The sequence below is a fragment of the Vibrio mediterranei genome (assembly GCF_013364395.1).
GTDB classification, from domain to species: Bacteria; Pseudomonadota; Gammaproteobacteria; order Enterobacterales; family Vibrionaceae; genus Vibrio; species Vibrio mediterranei.
Map to the genome: position 1 here is coordinate 886,137 of NZ_JABXGK010000001.1, position 20,537 is coordinate 906,673.

Genomic DNA, 20,537 nt, shown 5'->3' on the forward strand with positions numbered 1-20,537 from the left:
AGCTGTGGCTCTGCTCATTCTATTGTTTTTATGAGGAATGTAATTATGTTGAATAACGAAGCCTTATTGGCAGCTCAAGCGATGCTTGATTTTGAGATAACTGTTTATGTTGTCTACACCATATTGATTATCGGTGCATTAATCGAAATGAATGTTGATACGAATGATAATAAAGGCAGCACTAAGGATGGTTAATGCCACAAATAAACTAAGCGCTAGTGACGTATCGCATCAATTATTTCTTAGTGCATTTAATAGCCTAGACAAACAGATAGCGATTATAGATGAAACAGGTCTGATTATTTTTGCCAACACAAGCTGGAATAACTTTGATACGGAACTGGACAATGCTTTCAACTGGTTTGGGTTAAATTACATCGAGTACTGCGAAGAGGCGGCATTGGACTATGGCGATGATGCTCTTAAGGTCTTAGATGGCCTAAAACAAGTTATCACATCTCAAATCAAGGTGTTTAGTTATGAATATCGACGTTATTACTCCCACAATATGGGGTGGTACTTAATCCGCGCAGCCCACTTTGCTGTGAATGATAATGTGTTCGCCGTAATTTCACATTGTGATATCACGTCAAGAAAGCTAGCTGAAGAAGAATTACTTAGACTTGCTCACAAAGATGAACTCACGCAAATAGCGAACCGAAGGCACTACGATCTAAGAATCAAGCAACTGTGGGATTCTGCAATCAAGCAAAGAAGAGTCTTAGGCATGCTGCTCATTGATATCGATGACTTCAAAGTAATCAATGACAAATTTGGCCATCAAGTTGGTGATGAGGTACTAGTCAAGCTGGCAGAAGAGCTCAAACGGGTAACCAGAGAGGAAGATATATGTGCTCGAATTGGAGGGGATGAGTTTGTCGTGGTAATTGACGGAGCAAACTTGGATATCGCGACCAACATAGGGAAAGCACTCATCAGTAATATAGAACTACTTTGCAACAGTACAGACAGCGTGAATAGCGCCCACTGCTTTAGCGTGAGCATCGGTGTAAGCTCTATTCAACCTAATGAGTCGAACTCTTATCGCGACTTTTTAAGGGATTGTGACCTGACACTCTACACCGCTAAAAAACGAGGGAAAAATATGATTGTCTCATAGGTTTTTATCAATACCTTAGCTAATCCACCGTTATCTAATTTAGTACAATGTGTGTAGTGGTCAACAAATTCCGGACACTAACTTAAGCCGATCTTCGGCAGTAACTGGCGACAGCCCATCATTTGCTTGATGACGCCGTTGCCTATTGTAGTAATCCATCAAGTAATAACTGATATCCCTCTTTGCCTGAGTTTGGGTAAGGTACCCTGTTGCTGGTATCCATTCGGTCTTTAAGCTTCTAAATAGCCTCTCCATAGGAGCATTATCCCAGCAGTTACCGCGACGACTCATGCTCTGAGTTATGCGATATCGCCAAAGCCTTTGACGGTATTTTAGACTGCTATATTGGCTTCCTTGGTCTGAGTGGAACATCACGTCGCTAGGTCGGCCTCGTTGTTCCCAAGCCATATCCAAGGCTTTGCAGGTCAACTCTGCATTGGGTTTGTCTGATAGTGCCCAACCCACTACACGGCGGCTAAATAAATCGAGTACAACAGCCAGATAACTCCACTTTGAACCGGACCAGATGTAAGTAATATCGCCACACCAAACTTCATTTGGAGTGGAAACGGAGAACTCACGCTTCAACATATTGGGGATATCTGGTCGCTCTAGCTTAGCCTGCTTATAGCGATGCGAACCTGGTTGTTTGCTTATCAGCTCGGCTTCTTGCATGAGCTTGCGTACTTTGAAGCGTCCGACATCGAAGCCCTCAGACTGCAGCATAGAAGCAAGAGTCCGACTACCAGCAGCACCACGACTCATGTTAAAGAGCTGTTTAACTCGGCTGGCTAACCGAATGCGATTGGCATCCGGCTTTCGTTGTTTAAACTCGTAGTAGCAGGAAGACGCGACATCGAACAGCTCACAAAGAACTTTGACCGGTTCATGCTCCCTCAACTGGTCAATTAGCGAGAACGTTCTAGTTCGTCCGACATTAAGAGAGCTGTAGCTTTTTTTAGTATGGATTTTTCTCTTTCTAAGCGACTAATCCTAGCTTCTAACTCTTGGATCTTCTGCTGTTCTGGTGTCAGAGCTTTAACCGTTGGCGTTTCTCCGCCACGCTCAATCTTTAGTTGATCGACCCAGCGTCGTAAGGCTGTATCACCGATGTCTAGAGAGCGTGCCGCCTCAGATATTGAGTAATCTTGATCAAGAACTAAGCTTGCGGCATCTACTTTGAACTCAGAAGAAAATGTACGTCGTTGTCGTTTTGTCATTGAACACCTCGTTTATGGTGGAGACTTTACCACCTAATTTGATGTCCGGGATCATTAAACCACTACAGTGTAACACATTTATGTCCAAGAGTTTGTTACGTACATGCTTACGGTATGTGTCCTTGCTAAGTCTTTTGAGCTTATTAGCGATATTTTTGTAAATTTACTACGTCAAGTTTTAGGAGTATTTCAAATTTGCAGACTTTTGATGCAAGCTTATGCGAACTTATGGTGCAAATTACGATTTAACTCATTGAAAGTGGGTTCAAGTTATGCAGGCTTATGGTGCAAGCATCACCATCTAGCGCATGCAAATCATATCTAGATTTATACCTGTAGAACAAAACTTCTCCAAATACGCATTGTTCATAAGCTTAAAATCGCTGATGTTTAAGTGATTTACACCCCACAAATACAATACATTACAAAACCACAAACTGAATCGATTCAGGGGTTACTTTATAGCTGTATTTAGACGCTCATTTTACTATCAAATCCATATTGTTAACCTCTTTGTGGTGCTCTATTTAGAGCTTCTACGCTAATGCGACAATAATGTATGGCTTTGTAAACTGCCATTGTATAACAACTCATTAACGTAGTAGTTTGATTATATAACTGTCAGTTAGAGTGAACTCGATCGCTGGTAGGGAAGCATGCGTTATGTCCAAGGAGAGTGAACCAATTATCTAGAGTATTATGAGGTAGATGATGAGTGCAGAGCTGAGACGTAAAATAGAAGAGTTATTGGTGATCGCAAAGCAGGAAGGTGTTTCTATTTTGGGGTTAGTTGATTCGGCTGACGAAGCACAATGCCAGATTTTTCGGAGCATTGAATTGAACTCTCGTCAGGGTATCAGGGCGTTAGATGACATCGTCATGAGACAAAAGTGCCCTGCTGATGGAAGTGCTTGTGATACCTGCCACCAATCTTGCAGGGAAGACCCTAGTTCAGAAATCCCTCAGGTTAGTTCGACACTGCTCTATTTGGTTAAATAGTCACAGGAAGCGTTTTTAACCCAGCGTTACAAAAAGAACGTATTCGCGCATATTGGGTATTTTGTTTGCCTTTTCATTGATGACATCTTCAATAAAACCACGCCAAATAGTGAGCCCCCTCCAACTTCATTTTTATTTGCCAATGCCTGTTTAAATTAAGGCTAGACTCAAAATTCATCGTGGCTACAACCACATAACTTTATCAGCTGAGCAGATGACACTCTAGACACGGACGTTATGGTACTAGACGCAAGCTGCAAAGTGAGAGGTGAATTATGGCAGAAATTACTCAACTCCTTCCCGCTTTTCCTGGATTCGCAGTGCAATATGACCCAAGTAAGAACCCTTACTTCAGAGTGATTATGGAAGAGAACCTTCGCAAGCTAAAGCAGGTTTCAGCAGGAAAATCATTACTTTCATCGATTCAAGCGGCGACACCTGCTTTTCGTGGTTCTTTTCCTCGAGGTGTGAATGTAATGTGTGTTCCGACACACCTTCACTTTACCCAAAGTGGCTACAACCTTGAGATTGAATACGCACAAGATTACAGCCAAAAGCTGACAGGCATGACACCTTCAAACCTCGCCAAACACGCACCTCAAGGATGTCCATTCTGGATCTCTGGAGGCAGCCACAATTCCGCTTTAGATCAAAAATCTGCCACCAACGCCACGGGTTCCGTATGTCATATGCGTTTTACCAACGTTCAGGTTGTAACCCGAAGAGGTGAGAAGGCAGAGCCTTATGTGGTACTAGCTCACGAGCTGATTCATTCTTTACATTGTCTTCAAGGTATTAAAATGGATGGTCGGGACGAAGAGTTATGGACGACTGGGCTCGGAAAATATGAAAATAACCCAATGAGCGAAAACGTATTTAGAGCTCAATTTGGCTTAGCGAAAAGACAGCGATATTTCTAAATTTTCTTCACAGTTTTATTGACCTTCCCCTTAGGGGAGGGTCTACACTCAAGAAGATTTTTCGTAGAAGGCTTGTTATGCGCTTTAGTGTTATTAGAAAACGTTGGATGTCGTTACTGACGATTGTTGCGCTATTAGCATCAACGTTAGCCGTTAGTGCACCAACGATGGCTTTTTCTAATGATATTGTTTTGTCTTCTCAACATGGTGCAATGGTAGATTGTACTGCTAGTGTCGATTCTTCCACAAACTCCCATCATAATGTTTCTAAGCAAACCGCCGTCAGTGAGTGTGGTGGCGAATCAAAGCATAATTGCTGTAGCGCAACGTGTGCGAACGGTGTTGGGGTTATCAGTGCAGACTTAATGCACGGTATTCATCATTATCTCTTCTCCAAAAGAACGCTCGAACTTGCGTTTAGTCCTATTTATCGAGCAAATGGTCTCGATCGACCCCCTAGAGCGTAATCCAATCTAATTTTTTAGCCCTTCTTAGAGCTCTAAGAAGCTTTTTAATCGTGCTTATTATTTAAGCGCGCAGATTGGATACTATCGTGAACAAATCTATTACTTTGGTTGCGCTTACCGTGAGCGCCGCCTTGTGGATGCCGATGTCTGCTTTGGCAGACAATGTCGCCACGATGCAAGTTAATAACCCAAGCGAGGAACAGCTTGGTTCAGTGACGCTGCAACAGCTGATCGAATTGTCGGTCGCCAATGATGCAAGTAGAGTTCGCTTCTACGCTCAATCAGAATCGTTAAGGCAGTCTGGGATTGCTAGCGCTACGCTGAAAGATCCAGTAATAAAAGTTGGCGTTGGCGGTCTACCAACGGACAGCTTTCAATTCGACCAAGATCCCATGACAAACGTGTCAGTGGGTTTGATGCAACAGTTTGGACGAGGGTCGACGTTAGCCCTGCAAAACCAAAAAACGCAAAAGCAAGCTGATGGTATTGAATTTCAAGTACAGACACGTGAGCTTGAGATAGCAAACAGTATCTCAAAGCTGTGGTATGAGCTGGGATTTCAGCAACAGTCAGAGCGTGTGCTGCTGGAAAGTCAGGAGCTAATGCGAGAAATGGTTCGCTTTATCCAAACTAACTACGCCATAGGCAACAGTGAATCTCAAGATCTGATTCAGGCTCAGTTGCAGGTCAGTAAGCTGGATGAAAAGTTGCAGGCCAACCGTCAAATGCAAAATCGCCTGATTGCTCAGCTCTCCGAATGGTTAGGTGCTCAATGGTTGTCTAATTCGCCGACTCTTAAGGCGACCACGACTTCAGACTGGCAGAGATTGGAAGGTCGTTTATTAGAGCACAGTCGTTCGGACTACTACGCCATTCTTAATCAGCACCCTATGGCTCGCATGGCGGATATCGAAATAGCTGCAAGTGAAACCCAAGTCGCCATTGCAGAAGAAGCGTACAAACCGCAGTTTGGCGTTGAAGCGATGTATGCCCATCGACAAGCTAACAATATGCGCGGTGAGCCAGCGCCAGATTTAGTGAGCGCTTATGTCACGATGGATATTCCTCTGTTCACTGGTAATCGTCAGGATAAAAATCATGCCGCTGCCGAGTATCAAGTGGTCGCCTCCAAATCTAATAAGGATGCATTGCTTTCTCAGATGTACGCCAAAGTCAGTGCACTGACAATGGATAGGCAAAACCTCACCGAACGTCTTGAACGTTATCGTCAAAGTCTCCTCTCTCAGGCTAAAGCTCGCACCAAAGCGGTAGAAAGAGGTTATGAAAACAGCACTGCGCAATTTAGTGATGTGATCACCGCCTCTAGAGACGAACTGGCAATAGAGCTAGAGGCGCTGAGGTTGGAAACAGATCTTAGCTTGGTCAATAGCGACCTGTCCTATTTTCTGGGTGGTTTTGATTATCAAGCCTCAACTCCGGTGCTTTCAGTGCCATCAAAACAACAATAATTCTGAGAAGGTAAACAAAGATGAAGACATTGAATGTTGCGCTATTGGCCTTAGCGGTTGGCGCTGGAATTGGTGTGCTAGTCGCTCCTTATGTCGGAGGTCATAACATGGCGGAGGCGTCCGATGAAAATGCCAGTACAAAGGGAGCAAAAGAGCCGCTGTACTGGGTAGCACCGATGGACCCAAACTATCAACGCGATCAACCAGGTAAATCCCCAATGGGAATGGACCTTATCCCAGTGTACGCCGATGACCTTAACGGTGGTAATGAAAAACCAGGAACGGTCAACATCAACCCGGCGGTGGAGAACAATTTAGGAGTAAAAACAGAACCGGTAAAGCTAGCGAAGCTATCGCCGCGTATCGAGACAGTCGGCTATATCGCTTTTGATGAAAGTCGTTTGTGGCAAACCAATGTGCGCGTTGCGGGCTGGGTCGAAAAGCTCTATATCAACGCTGTGGGAGAGCGTGTTAACAAAGGAGATGTGTTATTCAAGCTTTATTCACCAGAGCTGGTCAAAGCGCAGGAAGAGTTACTTAATGCCCATCGCACAGGACGCAGTAGTTTGGTTAAAGGCGCCACGGAGCGTTTAATTTCCCTGGGTGTAGACCGAGCTCAAATTAACCAGATAGTCAAGCAAGGCAAAGCGTCTCAGACCATTGATATCAAGGCATTGGGCAATGGTGTGGTGGCTACATTGAATATCCGAGAAGGTGGCTATTTGTCCCCAGCTCAATCGGTTATCAGCGCGGGGCCAATTGATGAAGTTTGGGTCGATGCTGAAGTGTTCGAACGCCAAGCGGAATGGATCAAAGCGGGTAGCCAAGCAACGATGACATTAGACGCGCTATCAGGCAGGGAATGGCAAGGAGAAATTGACTATGTTTATCCGATTCTCGACCCAGCAACGAGAACGCTAAGAGTAAGACTCAAGTTTGCTAACCCAGATCATCAATTGAAGCCAAATATGTTTGCCAACATTGCGCTGCAACCCAAGACGGAGCAAGCGGTGCTCACTATACCTCGTTCAAGCGTGATTCGCTCTGGAGGGATGACTCGCGTGGTGTTATCCGAAGGAGGCGGTAAATACCGCTCGGCACGTATCGACATTGGACGAGAGGCCCGTGACCGAGTTGAGGTGTTAGCGGGATTGACCACAAGTGACAAGGTGGTGACCTCTGCGCAATTTATGTTGGATTCGGAGTCAAGCCAAAGTGCGGATTTGTCACGAATCAACGGTGTAGAACCGCCAGCGGAGACTGTGTGGGCGCAAGGTGAAATCACAAGTGTGATGACAGGACACAATATGTTGACCATTAATCACCAACCCGTACCAGAGTGGGATTGGCCGGGGATGACTATGGATTTCACGGTGGACAAGGATGTCAACCTTAACACCTTGCAATCGGGTCAACAGGTTGAGTTTGAAATGGCAAAGACCGATTCAGGGCAATACGCCATTATCGATCTCAAAGTGAGTGACAAACGGGTTGTCGAGAAAGTTTGGGTTCAAGGGGATATCACTATGTTGATGGCTGATTTTGGCATGATAACCCTCAGTCACAACGCCGTTGCTGAATGGGGCTGGGAAGCCGGAGAAATGAACTTCACTTCTCAAGGAGATGTGGATTTAACTGGCTTCTCTGAAGGCGAAACGGTGCGCTTCTTAGTGACGAAGCAGGGTTCGGACTATGTGCTTATTGATCTTCAGCGTGGAGGAAGTCAGCCATGATTGGAGCCATTATTCGTTGGTCTATCAATAATCGTTTTCTCGTCTTGGTCGCAACCTGCTTTTTGACGTTAGCAGGTTTGTACAGTGTGAAGAATACACCTGTTGACGCTATTCCTGATCTGTCAGATGTTCAGGTGATTATCAAAACCAGTTATCCGGGACAGGCTCCACAGGTTGTTGAGGATCAGGTTACTTATCCTCTGACGACCGCCATGTTAGCGGTGCCGGGCGCAGAAACGGTGCGGGGATACTCCTTCTTCGGTGATTCGTATGTGTACATTATCTTCAACGATGATACCGACATGTACTGGGCACGTTCGCGGGTTTTAGAGTACTTAAGCCAAGTTACGCCTAACTTACCAGCACAGGCAAAGCCGACTTTGGGTCCCGATGCGACAGGGGTGGGCTGGATTTACAGCTACGTACTACAAGACAAGACAGGCCAGCATGACCTAGCAGAACTTCGCAGTATACAAGACTGGTTTTTAAAGTATGAGTTACAGACAGTTGCTGGCGTTTCGGAAGTCGCGACGGTAGGCGGTATGGTCAAGCAGTATCAGGTCCAAATTGATCCTGCTAAGTTACGTGCTTATGACCTGACCTTGCAGCAGGTCAACATGGCTATCAAAAATGGTAACCAAGAGACTGGTGCATCAGTGATAGAGGTCGGTGAGGCTGAACATATGGTTCGCACTACGGGTTACTTGAGTAGCATTGAGGATATCAAAGCGCTTCCTCTTAAGGTGACGAGCAAAGGTACTCCTCTATTTCTGGGGGATATCGCGGACATCAATCTTGGGCCTCAAATGCGTCGTGGTATTTCCGAGTTTAATGGTGAAGGTGAAGCGGTTGGTGGCGTTATCGTTATGCGTTTTGGGGAAAACGCCAGTCAGGTTATTCATGATGTCAAAGCAAAGTTGGAAGAGCTGCAACGCGGTCTGCCTGATGGCGTTGAGATTGTTGCGACTTATGACCGTTCAACGCTCATCGATGCGGCGGTTGAAAATCTATGGAAGAAGTTGGCAGAAGAGTTCGTGGTAGTAGCCATAGTCTGTGCACTGTTCTTATTCCACATTCGTTCTTCACTTGTGATTGCTATTAGTTTGCCCATTGGCATTTTGTCCGCATTTATCGTCATGCACTGGCAAGGGATTAACGCCAATATTATGTCGTTGGGTGGGATCGCTATTGCCATTGGGGCTATGGTCGATGGTGCGATAGTGATGATCGAAAATGTTCACAAACATATCGAGAAAACGCCCCTCACCGATAAAAACCGCTGGCAAGTTATCGGACGCGCAGCAGAAGAAGTCGGTGCTCCGCTGTTTTTCTCTTTGCTTATTATCACATTGAGCTTTGTTCCTGTGTTCGCGCTTGAAGGGCAGGAAGGCAAAATGTTCTCACCACTCGCTTATACCAAAACATACGCCATGGCAGCAGCTGCGGGTTTAGCCATTACTTTGGTGCCTGTGCTGATGGGGTACTTTATTCGTGGGAAAGTGCTGCCCGAACATAAAAATCCCGTCAACAAAGCGTTGATTGTCTTGTATCGACCGATGCTTAACCTAAGTCTTCGTTACCCTAAATCGATGATTGTACTGGCTATCGTCTTGATGGGGTCGGCTTTCTATCCGACCAGTAAGTTAGGTAGTGAGTTTATTCCGCCTTTGGATGAAGGGGATTTGATGTACATGCCAACGACTTATCCTGGTATCTCGATTGGTAAAGCACGTGAACTGCTTCAACAAACCAACAAGTTGATCAAGACCGTTCCTGAAGTCGAGACTGTGTGGGGCAAGATTGGTCGTGCAGAAACTGCCACTGACCCAGCCCCTTTAACCATGATTGAGACCACCATCCAATTGAAGCCTCGCTCAGAGTGGCGAGATGGCGTTACCACAGAATCACTACGTAAGGAGTTTGATGATTTGGTTCAGTTCCCAGGGCTAACAAACGCGTGGGTAATGCCAATTAAGACTCGTATCGATATGTTGGCTACAGGGATAAAGACGCCTATTGGTATCAAGATAGCTGGACCTGATCTCAAAGTCATCGAGGAGATAGGTGCCAATATCGAACCTATCCTCAATACGATTCAAGGTACGGTGTCGGTATATGCCGAAAGAGTAGCGGGTGGACGATATGTCACGATTGATATCAAACGACTCGCCGCCGCGCGTTATGGTCTGAACGTCAGTGATGTTCAGCAAGTTGTGTCAACGGCAGTGGGTGGTATGAATGTGGGCGAGACAGTGGAAGGGTTGGAGCGATACCCAATTAACGTTCGCTATCCACAAGATTATCGTGATTCGGTGGTGAAGCTACAGAACCTGCCTCTTGTCACTCCAAATGGTGCTCGAATCGCGTTAGCAGATGTGGCGGAAATTCGTTATGAAGATGGCCCGCCAATGATTAAGACTGAGAACGCTCGCCCGAACGGCTGGGTATTTGTTGATATTGCTGAGCGCGATCTTGGGTCTTATGTCACCGAAGCTCAAAACACTGTGGCGGAACGGTTGTCCCTACCCGCGGGGTACTCGCTAACGTGGTCTGGTCAATATGAGTATATGGAGCGCGCCAAAGAGCGTTTGAGCGTTGTTGTGCCTGTCACTCTCTCCATCATTATGTTGCTGCTTTACCTGAGTTTTAGAAGGGTCGGTGAAGTGCTGGTCATTATGGGGACACTGCCGCTCGCCATGGTAGGTGGCTTGTGGCTTATGCAATACCTTGGGTACAACTTCTCGATTGCTGTAGGAGTGGGCTTTATCGCGCTTGCTGGGGTAGCGGTCGAGATTGGAGTCATTATGCTGGTTTACCTAAATCAAGCATGGCATGCACGCAAACTAGCGGCACAAGAAAATCAAGCACCACTAACGCGCGATATGTTAACCGAGGCAATCCGAGAAGGCGCAGGGCTGCGTGTGCGACCCGTCATGATGACGGTGTTAACAGTCATCATCGGTCTTATTCCAATTATGTACGGGTCAGGTACTGGCTCTGAAGTGATGCAACGGATCGCCGCTCCAATGATTGGCGGCATGGCGTCCGCATTACTGCTCACATTGCTGGTCCTTCCGGCTATCTACAAGTTATGGAAATCAAAAGAAATTAACCAATAACCGTTGGCGGCCTCTAATGAAGAGGCCGCTAATCACTTATTTAAAAAGGAAGCAATCATGAAAAAAACACTGATAACATTAGCTCTTACCATCGCTTCAACCGCCGTGATGGCAGAAGGTATGGATCATTCGAAAATGGATCACTCCAATATGGACCATGGCATGATGAATCATTCTAATATGGACGACGCTAAGATGGACGACGATAAGATGGACGACGATAAGATGGACGACGATAAGATGGACCATAGTAATATGATGAACATGGACGGGATGTCTGCTGTGGGTATGCCTGCCAAGGGAGCGAAACCCGATAAAGTGGTACATGTGATTTTAACGGATGACATGAAAATCACTTTTAAGCGTGATGTTAAGATAGAACCTAATGACGTCGTTCAGTTTGTGGTCATGAACACTGGCAAAATCGACCATGAGTTTTCTATCGGTTCTATTGCAGAACAATTGGAACACCGTGAAATGATGAAATCGATGCCAGCGGGACATGATCATCATGGTATGGGCAACGTGGTTTATCTTGAACCAGGCAAAGCAGGACAGTTGCTATGGCATTTTCATGGTGAGAAACAAGTCGAGTTTGCTTGCAACATTCCAGGCCATGCAGAAGCTGGGATGGTTAAGAGCATCACATTGTAATAGATCGGTGTTTCGTTAGTAAAAGTGCCCTAGAAGATAACTTCAAGGGCACTCAGGTCAGCAGGAAACCTTGTCAGCGAGCTGCCATTAGCCTATTTGTTCGGTGGCGTACCTTCGGCGTTCGACATAATGGCATCTATTTGAACTACCGCATTAGACGGTAAACTGGATACGCCGATAACGGTCAACGCTGGCAACAAATCACTGAAATAGCTTCTCAATACTTCTTCTAGTGCGCACAAATCATTCATGTCTTTTAGCTGAATGTTGAGTTTAACAATATCATCCATCACGTGGTCGATATTTTCTACGATGGCTTTAATGTTCTCGAAGCATTGCATTGCTTGTTCTTTTGTCCCTGAAGCAACAATCTTACCAATCGAAGGATCAATAGGCAGTTGCGCTGAGATATTGTTGTAGTGAGAGAAGGCCACGCTTTGCGTCGATAGGGCGTTTAACGGTGCTTTTTCGGTATTGGTTGCCTTAATAACGATGCCGTGACGGTCTTCAACTAATTGAGGCGGTGTACCATCGCCGTGAGAAACGGTCGCATCTATTTGTACGAGTGCATCCAGCGCTAAGCCTTCCACAACCATACTGGAGCGTGCAGGTAAGTAATTAACGGCACGAGCAATGGAAGAATCTGGGAAGAAGGTTTTATACACTTCGTCAACGGCCTCAAGATCCTCCAACTTTGTGATATGAATATTTGTTTTGACGATATCATCCATCGGCACGTCAATGCTTTCGAGTATCGTTTTGATATTGCGTAGACATTGTTGTGTCTGTTCTTTTATCCCGCCTGTCACTACATTCCCCGACTTTGGTTCGATAGGCAGCTGAGCCGAAATATGATTGTAGTGGGAAAACGCAACAGTCTGGCTTGAGAGTGGTGTTATCGGCGCGTTGACGCTATTTCGAGTTAATTTCACCAAATCACAAGGGTCTTGAGGGTAGGTACCTTCGCCATTTGAAATGACAGCGTCCATTTGCACCAACGCCCCTTTCATTGGCAAGTCAGCGACTGCAAGTGACGTATAAGTGGGGCGGTGTAGAGGAAAGAAGGAAGCATAGACTTCATTGACTTTGTCGAGGTCGGTAATGTTTTTCAGGTAAACGTTGATCCTCACCACGTCACTCATCGTATGCTCAATGCTGTTTACTATCATTTTGATATTTTTCAGACACTGTTTTGCCTGCTGCTCTATACCACCCGCAATAAGAGTCTTGGTAGCAGGATCGATGGGTAATTGAGCCGAAATATTATTGTAGTGAGAAAAGGCAACAGACTGTGTAGATATTGGGCTTACGGGCGCTTTTTCAGTATTCCTTGAAACCTTAATGATACGGTTATCCATGTAGTGGTATCTCCAATTTTCGTTATTAGTTAGGATAAAACGAACAAATAATAAGCAAAAAGAGAGCCAAACTAACAGAAGGGTAAATCAAAGCTTCAAGTAGGGCGGATTTACTGTCGCACTAAATGCATGGTAAGGCGTTTATCTTAGCTTCTGGCACTAAGATTTATCTGACAGTGAGAGCGGGTGGTATAAGTCGAATTGCGTTTGTGTTAAGCGTCTAGTTAGGTTTCAGGTAACGGTTATTGTCAATTTTCTAGGCATTCTTGACGGTTTAATCTCATGAGCTGAGAAAATGATGGTCTTTAGTCCCCCAGATAATACTGGAAGGCCGCACTACTCTCATCTGCAGAAAAGTCTACTAATAACGATTTGAATCTTATCAACCGAATATGAAACTAGCACGCCAATGGAATCTCGACTAACTTTAATCCAACGTCGTTGTGCCTTTTAAAACAAATGCTTAATGACAACTTACGCAATAGTTTCAATGATATAAAGGATTGATTATGCCTCTTCATAAAAAGTCAGCTGTTCGTGGTTCAATGTTAGATGATGTTTACTCTTCCAAAGATTTGTCAGTGGTTATGCCCAAGTATCGAATCCCTGAGAATGAGCACGCACCTGAACATGCCTATCAAGTTGTTCACGATGAACTTATGCTAGACGGTAACTCGCGTCAGAACTTAGCGACATTTTGTCAAACATGGGTAGAAGATGAAGTTCATCAATTGATGGATGAATGCATCGATAAGAACATGATTGATAAAGATGAGTACCCACAAACGGCGGAGATCGAAGCGCGTTGTGTTCATATGTTAGCGGATCTTTGGCATGCGCCAGATGCAGAGAACCCAATGGGTTGTTCAACGACGGGGTCGAGCGAGGCCGCGATGCTTGGCGGGATGGCATTGAAGTGGGCTTGGCGCGAAAAAATGAAGAAGCAAGGCAAACCTACTGACAAACCAAATCTTATTTGTGGCCCAGTACAGGTTTGTTGGCATAAGTTTGCGCGCTATTGGGATATTGAACTTCGTGAGATTCCAATGGAAGGTGATCGCCTCATCATGACACCTGAAGAAGTGATCAAACGTTGTGACGAAAACACTATTGGTGTAGTGCCGACTCTTGGTGTGACGTTCACATGCCAGTATGAGCCAGTAAAAGCGGTTCATGAAGCGCTAGATAAGCTTCAAGAAGAAACAGGCTTAGATATTCCTATTCACGTTGATGGCGCCAGTGGTGCGTTTTTAGCGCCTTTCTGTGACCCTGATTTAGAATGGGACTTCCGCTTGCCTCGTGTTAAATCGATTAATGCTTCCGGCCACAAATTTGGGCTTTCACCATTAGGTGTGGGTTGGGTCGTGTGGCGTGATGCTGATGCGTTGCATGAGGATTTGATCTTCAATGTAAACTATCTTGGCGGTAACATGCCAACATTTGCATTGAACTTCTCTCGCCCAGGGGGACAAATCGTTGCGCAGTACTACAACTTCTTAAGATTGGGGAAAGAAGGCTATAAAAAGATTCATGATGCATGCTACGAAACAGCACGCTACATTGCCAAAGAAGTTGAGAAGATGGGCATGTTTGAAATCATTTACGATGGCCACGGTGGTATTCCAGCACTAAGTTGGTCTATCAAGAAAGGTGCAAACCCAGGCTTCAACCTTTATGACTTATCGGATCGCATTCGATCTCGTGGTTGGCAGATTGCAGCGTATGCAATGCCTGCGGATCGCCAAGATCTGGTTATTATGCGTATTCTCGTACGTCACGGTTTTAGTCGAGACATGGCGGACTTGCTGATTTCTGACTTGCAACATTGTGTTGATTTCTTTGACAAGCACCCAGTGGTTAACGGCAGTGATGCCGACGAGTCTAGCAACTTTAACCACGGTTAAGGTTGTCACCGCTCTAGGTAATCGGCAGAGCGATGCGTCGCATTGCTCTGCTGCTTCAATCACAATGTAGCAGGTGAGATCATGTCTTTTCTTTTTAATTACTTATCTGAAAACCCATTTGTATTTCTATTTCTATCACTCGCGATAGGGTACCCATTAGGACGTATTACTGTTAAAGGTGTGAGCCTTGGTACAACGGCAGGTACATTGATTGTTGGTGTTACGTTGGCGTTGACCTCATTTTCAGTCTTTGGATTAAAAATTGAGGAACCGGGGCTAGTATCGGACATCTTCTTAATGATGTTTATGTACGCCATTGGCATGAAAGTAGGTCCTCAGTTCTTTTCCGGACTGGCGAGAGGTGGCTTAGATTTTGTCGTAATTGGGCTAATCGTTGTTTTTAGTAACTTCGCCATCGTCGTGATTGGCGCCAAGTTGATGGGATTAGAGCCAGGATATGCGGCAGGTATCATCTCTGGAAGCTATACCGTTACCGCAGTAATGGGTGTCGCACAATCGGCGATTACTTCGGGCGCTTTTGTGCCGCCGGCGGGGATGAGCGCTGATCAAGTCAGTGCTAATATCGCAGCGGGCTATGCCATCAGTTATGTATTGTCGACGGTGCTCATTATTCTGTTAATCAAATACTTACCTTCGATGTTTGGTATTGATCCCGTTAAAGCAGGTAAAGACGCAGAGAAAGAGTTTTCTACCGGCGATGACAATGAGAAACTCCCCAGCACCTTTGGGTTTTCAGACGTTGGTGCTTTGCCTATCGATGTTCGTGCCTATAAGGTGACCCATGAAGAGTTGGTAGGGCGCTCGGTCCAAAATCTTTATAAACAATTCCCCGATGCAGTGGTGCTAAAAGTCGTGCGGGGCGATGAAGTGTTGGATGCTTCGGCGAACCCAACGTTACAGTTAGGTGATGTTATCGGTGTTCGTGGTGAATACAGTGCTCTTATCAAAGAAGGTGAAGCAGATATTGGCAATGAAGTTGACGAACCTCGAGCGCGCAATGTCGATATTGAAGTTGCTGACATCCATGTGGGTAAATCAGAACATGCAGGTAAAACTATTGCTCAGTTGCATGCTGAGGTGGGTTTTGGCGTGTACTTCAAAGCGCTATTTCGACAAGGTCATCAACAACCATTATTACCTAATACAACGGTAGAAGTGGGTGATGTTGTTCGTATTGCAGGCTCACAGTGGTGTGTAGAACAAACGGCTTCTCAGTTGAATAGTGTGCCTATTGTAGAGAGCACAGTCACAGAAACATTTTACTTAGCGTTAGCATTGCTGGTAGGTTATGTGTTTGGCCACTTGAGTGTGACCATTGCAGGAATCCCATTTGCCTTGGGTACATCTGCTGGTTGTATGCTTACTGGTATCGTGTTCTCGTTCTTACGAACTCGTAATCCGGCGTTTGGCGGCCCAATGAGTGAGGGGGCCCGAAGCTTCTTACAAGATATTGGCCTTAATTTATTCGTAGCGGTGCTAGCTGCGACTGTGGGGCCTAAGATCCTAGCCTCATTTCAAGGCATTATTGTGATTAAAATAGCGTTACTTGGCGTGACAGCAGCACTTGTTCCACCGTTATTAGCTTGGTTGTATGGTCTGTATGTTCGTAAGATGAATCCGGCCATTCTTGCTGGCGCTTGCGCTGGTGGTAGGAATAGCACACCTGCAATGAAAGGAGCTCAAGATGCCACTCAAAGTGACATGCCCGCGATTGGCTATCCAGTGCCATATGCGCTAACTTCCGTTATCGTTTTAATCCTTGGCTATATCGCAATGGTTATCAGCTAGATGGTCATCAGCTAATAGTCTTATGAGCTGAATACGATACTAATGAAAAACGGCACTCTTTGTGCCGTTTTTTCTTTTGCGATCTATATGTGATTCATAAAACCGTAGGCATCATAAAACGCACACTCCAATATCAGAATAAGTTGACACTATCGGCTAAATACTGCTCAATATTCTGACCGTAAGGTCAGAAAATCAAGGGAATGGAAATGAGTGATATTGAGATTGGCTGGCGAGATAGGCTGTTTATGAACATCAGTATGCCAGTAAAAATGCTGCTACCGGGCATTGTAGGTTGTTTGGGTATTGTTGTTCTATGTATATCAAATTTGTACGCTTTAGGTGTGTTATCGGGTGGCGATGGCGTTCAATTACTACTATCGCCTGCTGCGATTATTGTCTTTTCATTGGTAGTCGTTGGGTTGGTGCTGTTCTTATCCACCGGCATCTCCCAGAATATCTTACCGCTTCTCAAACACATCATTGATACTATGCAGCAGGTTCAGCGCGGTCAACTTGACCACCGAATTGGCTTTTCAGGACAAGACGAGTTCGGTCAGATTGGTTCGGCTGTCGATAGTACTCTCAATAAATTGGTTTCTCTTATCAATGATGTTAATGGTTCAGTTGAGCAGCTTCAGCGTTGCACTCACCATATCGAAAGTGCTTCTTCGGATTTAGATGACTTGTTCAAAACCCAGGTGACTCAGCTAGCCGATACCACGTCAGACATCAACAATATTCAAGTGGCGATAAGCCGTGGTGAGCAAGAAGCACAGCGCAGTCTTGATGCAAGCCAATCTATCTCCAATCAGTTCTTAGCGATTCAGGAGAACAACCAGCAACTAACTAAAGATGTCGATCAACTCAGACACGAAATGGCAGAAGCAAATCAATCAAGTAATGTACTGACCGATGTTTCGATGAAGGTTCGGGATGTTTTGCATGTGATTACTTCCATCTCAGAGCAGACGAATTTGCTTGCGCTGAATGCTGCTATAGAAGCCGCTAGGGCTGGCGAAGCTGGACGGGGGTTTGCAGTCGTAGCGGGAGAGGTAAGAACCTTATCGGAGAACACCCAAAACGCTGTGTCGGAAATTCAAACCATGACCAAACAGCTTATCGATACGGCGAGTACTTTAGTATCAGCTATTGCGAAAAGCGAGAGCAGTGTGAGTGAAATATCTCAAGTGACTACGCGGTCCACAGCTAGCTTTGACGATATAACCGTTGCTTATAATCAGCTTCTGGCACTGAATGAACAGATCTGTAACGACTCGGTAGAAACATTGCACCTATGTGAGCAGTCTATCGACAGTTTAGAGGTGGTGAATAAGTTGGCGCTCGACTGCACTAAAAGTACCGACAATGTTGTGCGTGCTAAGGATGAGTTGGTGACGATATCGGACTGCTTGGATGCTTCATTGGAGTCGATTGCGAAATAGCTGAGTAACGATAGTGACAGAAGTAGGTGGACAGACAAACAAAAAACGCAGCGTTTAACGACTGCGTTTTTTAATGGTGCTCGCTAGTTAAACGGCGATTAACCTTTTAGGCGAGTTGTTTTACTCGACTTGTTTTTGATCGCTCGCATCAGACGTAATCTGCGCTCTGCAGAGCCTTGCTCGCTAGCATTATTAGTACGACCTTGGCGGTCTTTGTAAGCTGGTTTAGTGTGCATTTTCTGTAGCAAAGCATCACGGTTTGCTGGCTCGTAACCTGCAAGTTGGATACGCTTAATGCGGTGTTGAATTAGGTTCTCGATCTGAACCAGAGTAAGTTCTTCTTCACGGCTAACGAAAGAGACAGCATGACCTTGCTGACCTGCGCGGCCAGTACGACCAATTCGGTGTACGTAGTCTTCAGCTAGGAATGGCATGTCATAGTTTACAACGTGCGGAAGACCTTGAATGTCTAAACCACGAGCCGCAACTTCTGTTGCCACCATCACACGAGCCTTACCTGTTTTAAATTCTTCCAGAGCGCGACGACGAGAGCTTTGTGCTTTATCTCCATGGCAAAGCACCGCTTTAATACCATCAAGTTTGAGCTCTTTTACCACTTCATTGGCGGTCTCTTTGTAATTCACAAAAACCAAAACCTGTTGCCAGTTTTTGCGACCAATCAGCTCTGACAGTAGTTCAAGCTTACGATCTTCATCTACGGGATAAACTACGTGCGCAACAGTATCTGCGGTTGAGTTCTCTGCGTTGACAATAACGCGTTTAGGCTTACGCAATAGATCTTGTGCTAGGGCGTTCATCTGAGGTGATGATGTCGCGGAAAACAGCATGGTTTGAGGTTGGCTGTTAACGCTGCTCATGATAGTGCGAATTGCACTAATGAAGCCCATATCAAGCATACGGTCTGCTTCATCGAAGACTAGGAACTCAAGCTTAGCAAGCTTAACGTTACCAAGCTCCAAATGCTCGATAAGACGACCCGGAGTTGCAACCAGAATGTCGACACCAGCTTCAAGTTTGCGTTCTTGAGACGACATTTTCGCACCACCAAACACGGCTGCAACTGACACGTCGACGTATTGAGTGTAGCTTTCGATGTTATTAGCGATTTGATCCACTAATTCACGAGTTGGCGCCAGAATAAGTGCACGTACCGCTCCACGAGTGCGAGCCTTTGGAGTATCAACAATCTGTTGAATAATTGGCAAAGAGAAAGCGGCTGTTTTACCTGTGCCGGTTTGAGCGTGTGCCAGAATATCGTGTCCACGACGAGCATGTGGAATCGCTTGTTGTTGAACTGGAGTGAGTTTTTCATAACCATACTCGGTCAGTGCTTGCACGATCTCGGATGAAAAACCTTGTGATAAAAATGACATTCGTTGTTCCTAAAAGCAGATGGCGGTATTTGGTGTTTCTCGTTAACCAATCATCAAAATGATTGTTGACCAAAAATACGGTCGGTGATTATAGAAGAATAATTGCTGCCTGTGGTGACTAATTTTGGTTGTTCGAGTAGAAATTGTACAGTTATTAGGCTAACAATCTGAAAATTATTGCGATATGACGGCAGTCAATCCGAATTTGAGTGGGGTTTTTATCGTTAAAAGGTAAGCCTCCCTCTTTGTGAGAGGAAGGCATTGGGTTGCAAGAACTCAGCTTAAAATGAGATATTGAAATTATGTTGTACGGTTAACCCGAGTAGATGAGAACGCTCTGACACTAAATCTCGCTTTTCATTTTCTAGACGTTTGCGCTCATCATGATTTTCGCTTGGTGTCGTTCTTAACTTATCTTCGATAGTACGTAACTCGGTTTCAATCTGTTTAAGGCGCTGGTCGCGTTGTCTAGCTTGTTTGCCCAACTCATAGTTTTTGAGAAAAGACTCGCCCGGACATACATAGTAGTACTGCTGTCCCTCATAACCCACCTTGTAACCATTATCCGGTGAACAGTACAGCCCCGTCCCTACTTTGAATCCCTTTGACCATTGTTCTCTATCGGGAAAAACAGCGGCTTCACTACAGTCACTGATATAGCTATCAATCATTTTAGGGCTATGACCGTTAAGTCCATCGCTATAACCAACTTGATACCAGTCAGCGTTGTTACACTCTTCAATAGACATACTGGAACAGCCAGAAAGCGTGATAGCTAGTGCAGCGACAAGCCATTTGATATTTAAACTTTTTAGTCCGATATACATATAAAATCCAAAACAGTGAAAAATAAAAATAGTGCTAAAGCGTCGAAAGTTACTTAGTCAACAATGCTCTTCGTCAAGCTTATTAAGTAACTATCCATT

The 20,537-nt window shown here is 45.2% G+C and carries 16 protein-coding genes; 12 read left to right on the plus strand and 4 right to left on the minus strand.

Translation table 11 applies throughout. The annotated features are described in order from the left end of the window. Window positions 1-45 precede the first annotated feature (45 nt). Window positions 46-195: a hypothetical protein gene (locus tag HOP38_RS04365; RefSeq protein ID WP_198557511.1), complete on the plus strand. Its 150-nt coding sequence runs from the start codon at window positions 46-48 to the stop codon at window positions 193-195. Then, window positions 188-1,120 (plus strand): sensor domain-containing diguanylate cyclase, encoded by a 933-nt coding sequence (locus HOP38_RS04370; protein ID WP_198557512.1) that lies wholly within the window; start codon window positions 188-190, stop codon window positions 1,118-1,120. The genes HOP38_RS04365 and HOP38_RS04370 overlap by 8 nt, the downstream gene beginning before the upstream one ends. A 60-nt stretch (window positions 1,121-1,180) precedes the next feature. On the opposite strand, the gene HOP38_RS04375 is transcribed toward HOP38_RS04370, so the two are convergent. Then, window positions 1,181-2,340 (minus strand): IS3 family transposase gene (locus tag HOP38_RS04375; protein ID WP_198557513.1). Its coding sequence is split into 2 segments (ribosomal slippage): window positions 1,181-2,073 and window positions 2,073-2,340, totalling 1,161 coding nucleotides; the frame shifts between segments, so codons are not numbered across the junction. Between the two features lie 711 nt (window positions 2,341-3,051). On the opposite strand from HOP38_RS04375, the gene HOP38_RS04380 reads away from it, so the two are divergent. The 7 genes from HOP38_RS04380 (at window position 3,052) to copI (ending at window position 11,701) form a co-directional block, all read left to right on the plus strand. Continuing rightward, entirely contained in the window at window positions 3,052-3,339 is a 288-nt protein-coding gene (locus HOP38_RS04380; protein ID WP_160171230.1) for a hypothetical protein, read from the plus strand. 275 nt (window positions 3,340-3,614) lie between these two features. Continuing rightward, window positions 3,615-4,259, plus strand: coding sequence for a type III secretion system effector protein (locus tag HOP38_RS04385; RefSeq protein WP_006071363.1), 645 nt, complete (start codon window positions 3,615-3,617; stop codon window positions 4,257-4,259). 77 nt (window positions 4,260-4,336) lie between these two features. After that, entirely contained in the window at window positions 4,337-4,726 is a 390-nt protein-coding gene (locus HOP38_RS04390) for a hypothetical protein (RefSeq protein ID WP_096441575.1), read from the plus strand. 86 nt (window positions 4,727-4,812) lie between these two features. Continuing rightward, window positions 4,813-6,195, plus strand: coding sequence for a TolC family protein (locus HOP38_RS04395; protein WP_198557514.1), 1,383 nt, complete (start codon window positions 4,813-4,815; stop codon window positions 6,193-6,195). Window positions 6,196-6,215: 20 nt separating this feature from the next. Then, window positions 6,216-7,928 (plus strand): efflux RND transporter periplasmic adaptor subunit, encoded by a 1,713-nt coding sequence (locus tag HOP38_RS04400; protein WP_198557515.1) that lies wholly within the window; start codon window positions 6,216-6,218, stop codon window positions 7,926-7,928. Beyond that, on the plus strand, window positions 7,925-11,047 hold the full coding sequence (locus HOP38_RS04405; RefSeq protein WP_198557516.1) for an efflux RND transporter permease subunit: 3,123 nt from the start codon (window positions 7,925-7,927) through the stop codon (window positions 11,045-11,047). Before HOP38_RS04400 ends, HOP38_RS04405 begins: the two co-directional genes overlap by 4 nt. Window positions 11,048-11,104: 57 nt before the next feature. Continuing rightward, window positions 11,105-11,701, plus strand: coding sequence for a copper-resistant cuproprotein CopI (gene copI, locus HOP38_RS04410; protein ID WP_198557517.1), 597 nt, complete (start codon window positions 11,105-11,107; stop codon window positions 11,699-11,701). Between the two features lie 92 nt (window positions 11,702-11,793). Here copI and HOP38_RS04415 read toward each other — a convergent pair whose 3' ends face one another. Continuing rightward, window positions 11,794-13,059: a RidA family protein gene (locus HOP38_RS04415; RefSeq protein ID WP_198557518.1), complete on the minus strand. Its 1,266-nt coding sequence runs from the start codon at window positions 13,057-13,059 to the stop codon at window positions 11,794-11,796. Window positions 13,060-13,568: 509 nt separating this feature from the next. Between HOP38_RS04415 and gad the strand changes: the two genes are divergently transcribed. The 3 genes from gad to HOP38_RS04430 all read left to right on the plus strand — a co-directional run bounded on the left by gad (window position 13,569) and on the right by HOP38_RS04430 (window position 18,217). Next, a complete protein-coding gene (gad, locus tag HOP38_RS04420) occupies window positions 13,569-14,963 on the plus strand; it encodes a glutamate decarboxylase (RefSeq protein WP_198557519.1) in 1,395 nt (464 codons plus the stop codon). Window positions 14,964-15,044: 81 nt separating this feature from the next. After that, window positions 15,045-16,772 (plus strand): aspartate:alanine exchanger family transporter, encoded by a 1,728-nt coding sequence (locus HOP38_RS04425; RefSeq protein WP_198557520.1) that lies wholly within the window; start codon window positions 15,045-15,047, stop codon window positions 16,770-16,772. Between the two features lie 209 nt (window positions 16,773-16,981). Beyond that, entirely contained in the window at window positions 16,982-18,217 is a 1,236-nt protein-coding gene (locus HOP38_RS04430) for a methyl-accepting chemotaxis protein (protein ID WP_198557522.1), read from the plus strand. 98 nt (window positions 18,218-18,315) lie between these two features. On the opposite strand, the gene HOP38_RS04435 is transcribed toward HOP38_RS04430, so the two are convergent. Continuing rightward, entirely contained in the window at window positions 18,316-19,611 is a 1,296-nt protein-coding gene (locus HOP38_RS04435) for a DEAD/DEAH box helicase (RefSeq protein ID WP_198557523.1), read from the minus strand. A 281-nt stretch (window positions 19,612-19,892) separates the two neighbouring features. Beyond that, a complete protein-coding gene (locus HOP38_RS04440; protein WP_198557524.1) occupies window positions 19,893-20,438 on the minus strand; it encodes a DUF2799 domain-containing protein in 546 nt (181 codons plus the stop codon). Between the last annotated feature and the right edge of the window lie 99 nt (window positions 20,439-20,537).

Bases quoted from the DNA above. Each gene is read 5' to 3' on its own strand.
- HOP38_RS04365 (WP_198557511.1), top strand. From the start codon at position 46: ATGTTGAATAACGAAGCCTTATTGGCAGCTCAAGCGATGCTTGATTTT.
- HOP38_RS04370 (WP_198557512.1), top strand. From the start codon at position 188: ATGGTTAATGCCACAAATAAACTAAGCGCTAGTGACGTATCGCATCAA.
- HOP38_RS04380 (WP_160171230.1), top strand. From the start codon at position 3,052: ATGAGTGCAGAGCTGAGACGTAAAATAGAAGAGTTATTGGTGATCGCA.
- HOP38_RS04385 (WP_006071363.1), top strand. From the start codon at position 3,615: ATGGCAGAAATTACTCAACTCCTTCCCGCTTTTCCTGGATTCGCAGTG.
- HOP38_RS04390 (WP_096441575.1), top strand. From the start codon at position 4,337: ATGCGCTTTAGTGTTATTAGAAAACGTTGGATGTCGTTACTGACGATT.
- HOP38_RS04400 (WP_198557515.1), top strand. From the start codon at position 6,216: ATGAAGACATTGAATGTTGCGCTATTGGCCTTAGCGGTTGGCGCTGGA.
- HOP38_RS04405 (WP_198557516.1), top strand. From the start codon at position 7,925: ATGATTGGAGCCATTATTCGTTGGTCTATCAATAATCGTTTTCTCGTC.
- copI (WP_198557517.1), top strand. From the start codon at position 11,105: ATGAAAAAAACACTGATAACATTAGCTCTTACCATCGCTTCAACCGCC.
- HOP38_RS04415 (WP_198557518.1), bottom strand. From the start codon at position 13,059: ATGGATAACCGTATCATTAAGGTTTCAAGGAATACTGAAAAAGCGCCC.
- gad (WP_198557519.1), top strand. From the start codon at position 13,569: ATGCCTCTTCATAAAAAGTCAGCTGTTCGTGGTTCAATGTTAGATGAT.
- HOP38_RS04425 (WP_198557520.1), top strand. From the start codon at position 15,045: ATGTCTTTTCTTTTTAATTACTTATCTGAAAACCCATTTGTATTTCTA.
- HOP38_RS04430 (WP_198557522.1), top strand. From the start codon at position 16,982: ATGAGTGATATTGAGATTGGCTGGCGAGATAGGCTGTTTATGAACATC.
- HOP38_RS04435 (WP_198557523.1), bottom strand. From the start codon at position 19,611: ATGTCATTTTTATCACAAGGTTTTTCATCCGAGATCGTGCAAGCACTG.
- HOP38_RS04440 (WP_198557524.1), bottom strand. From the start codon at position 20,438: ATGTATATCGGACTAAAAAGTTTAAATATCAAATGGCTTGTCGCTGCA.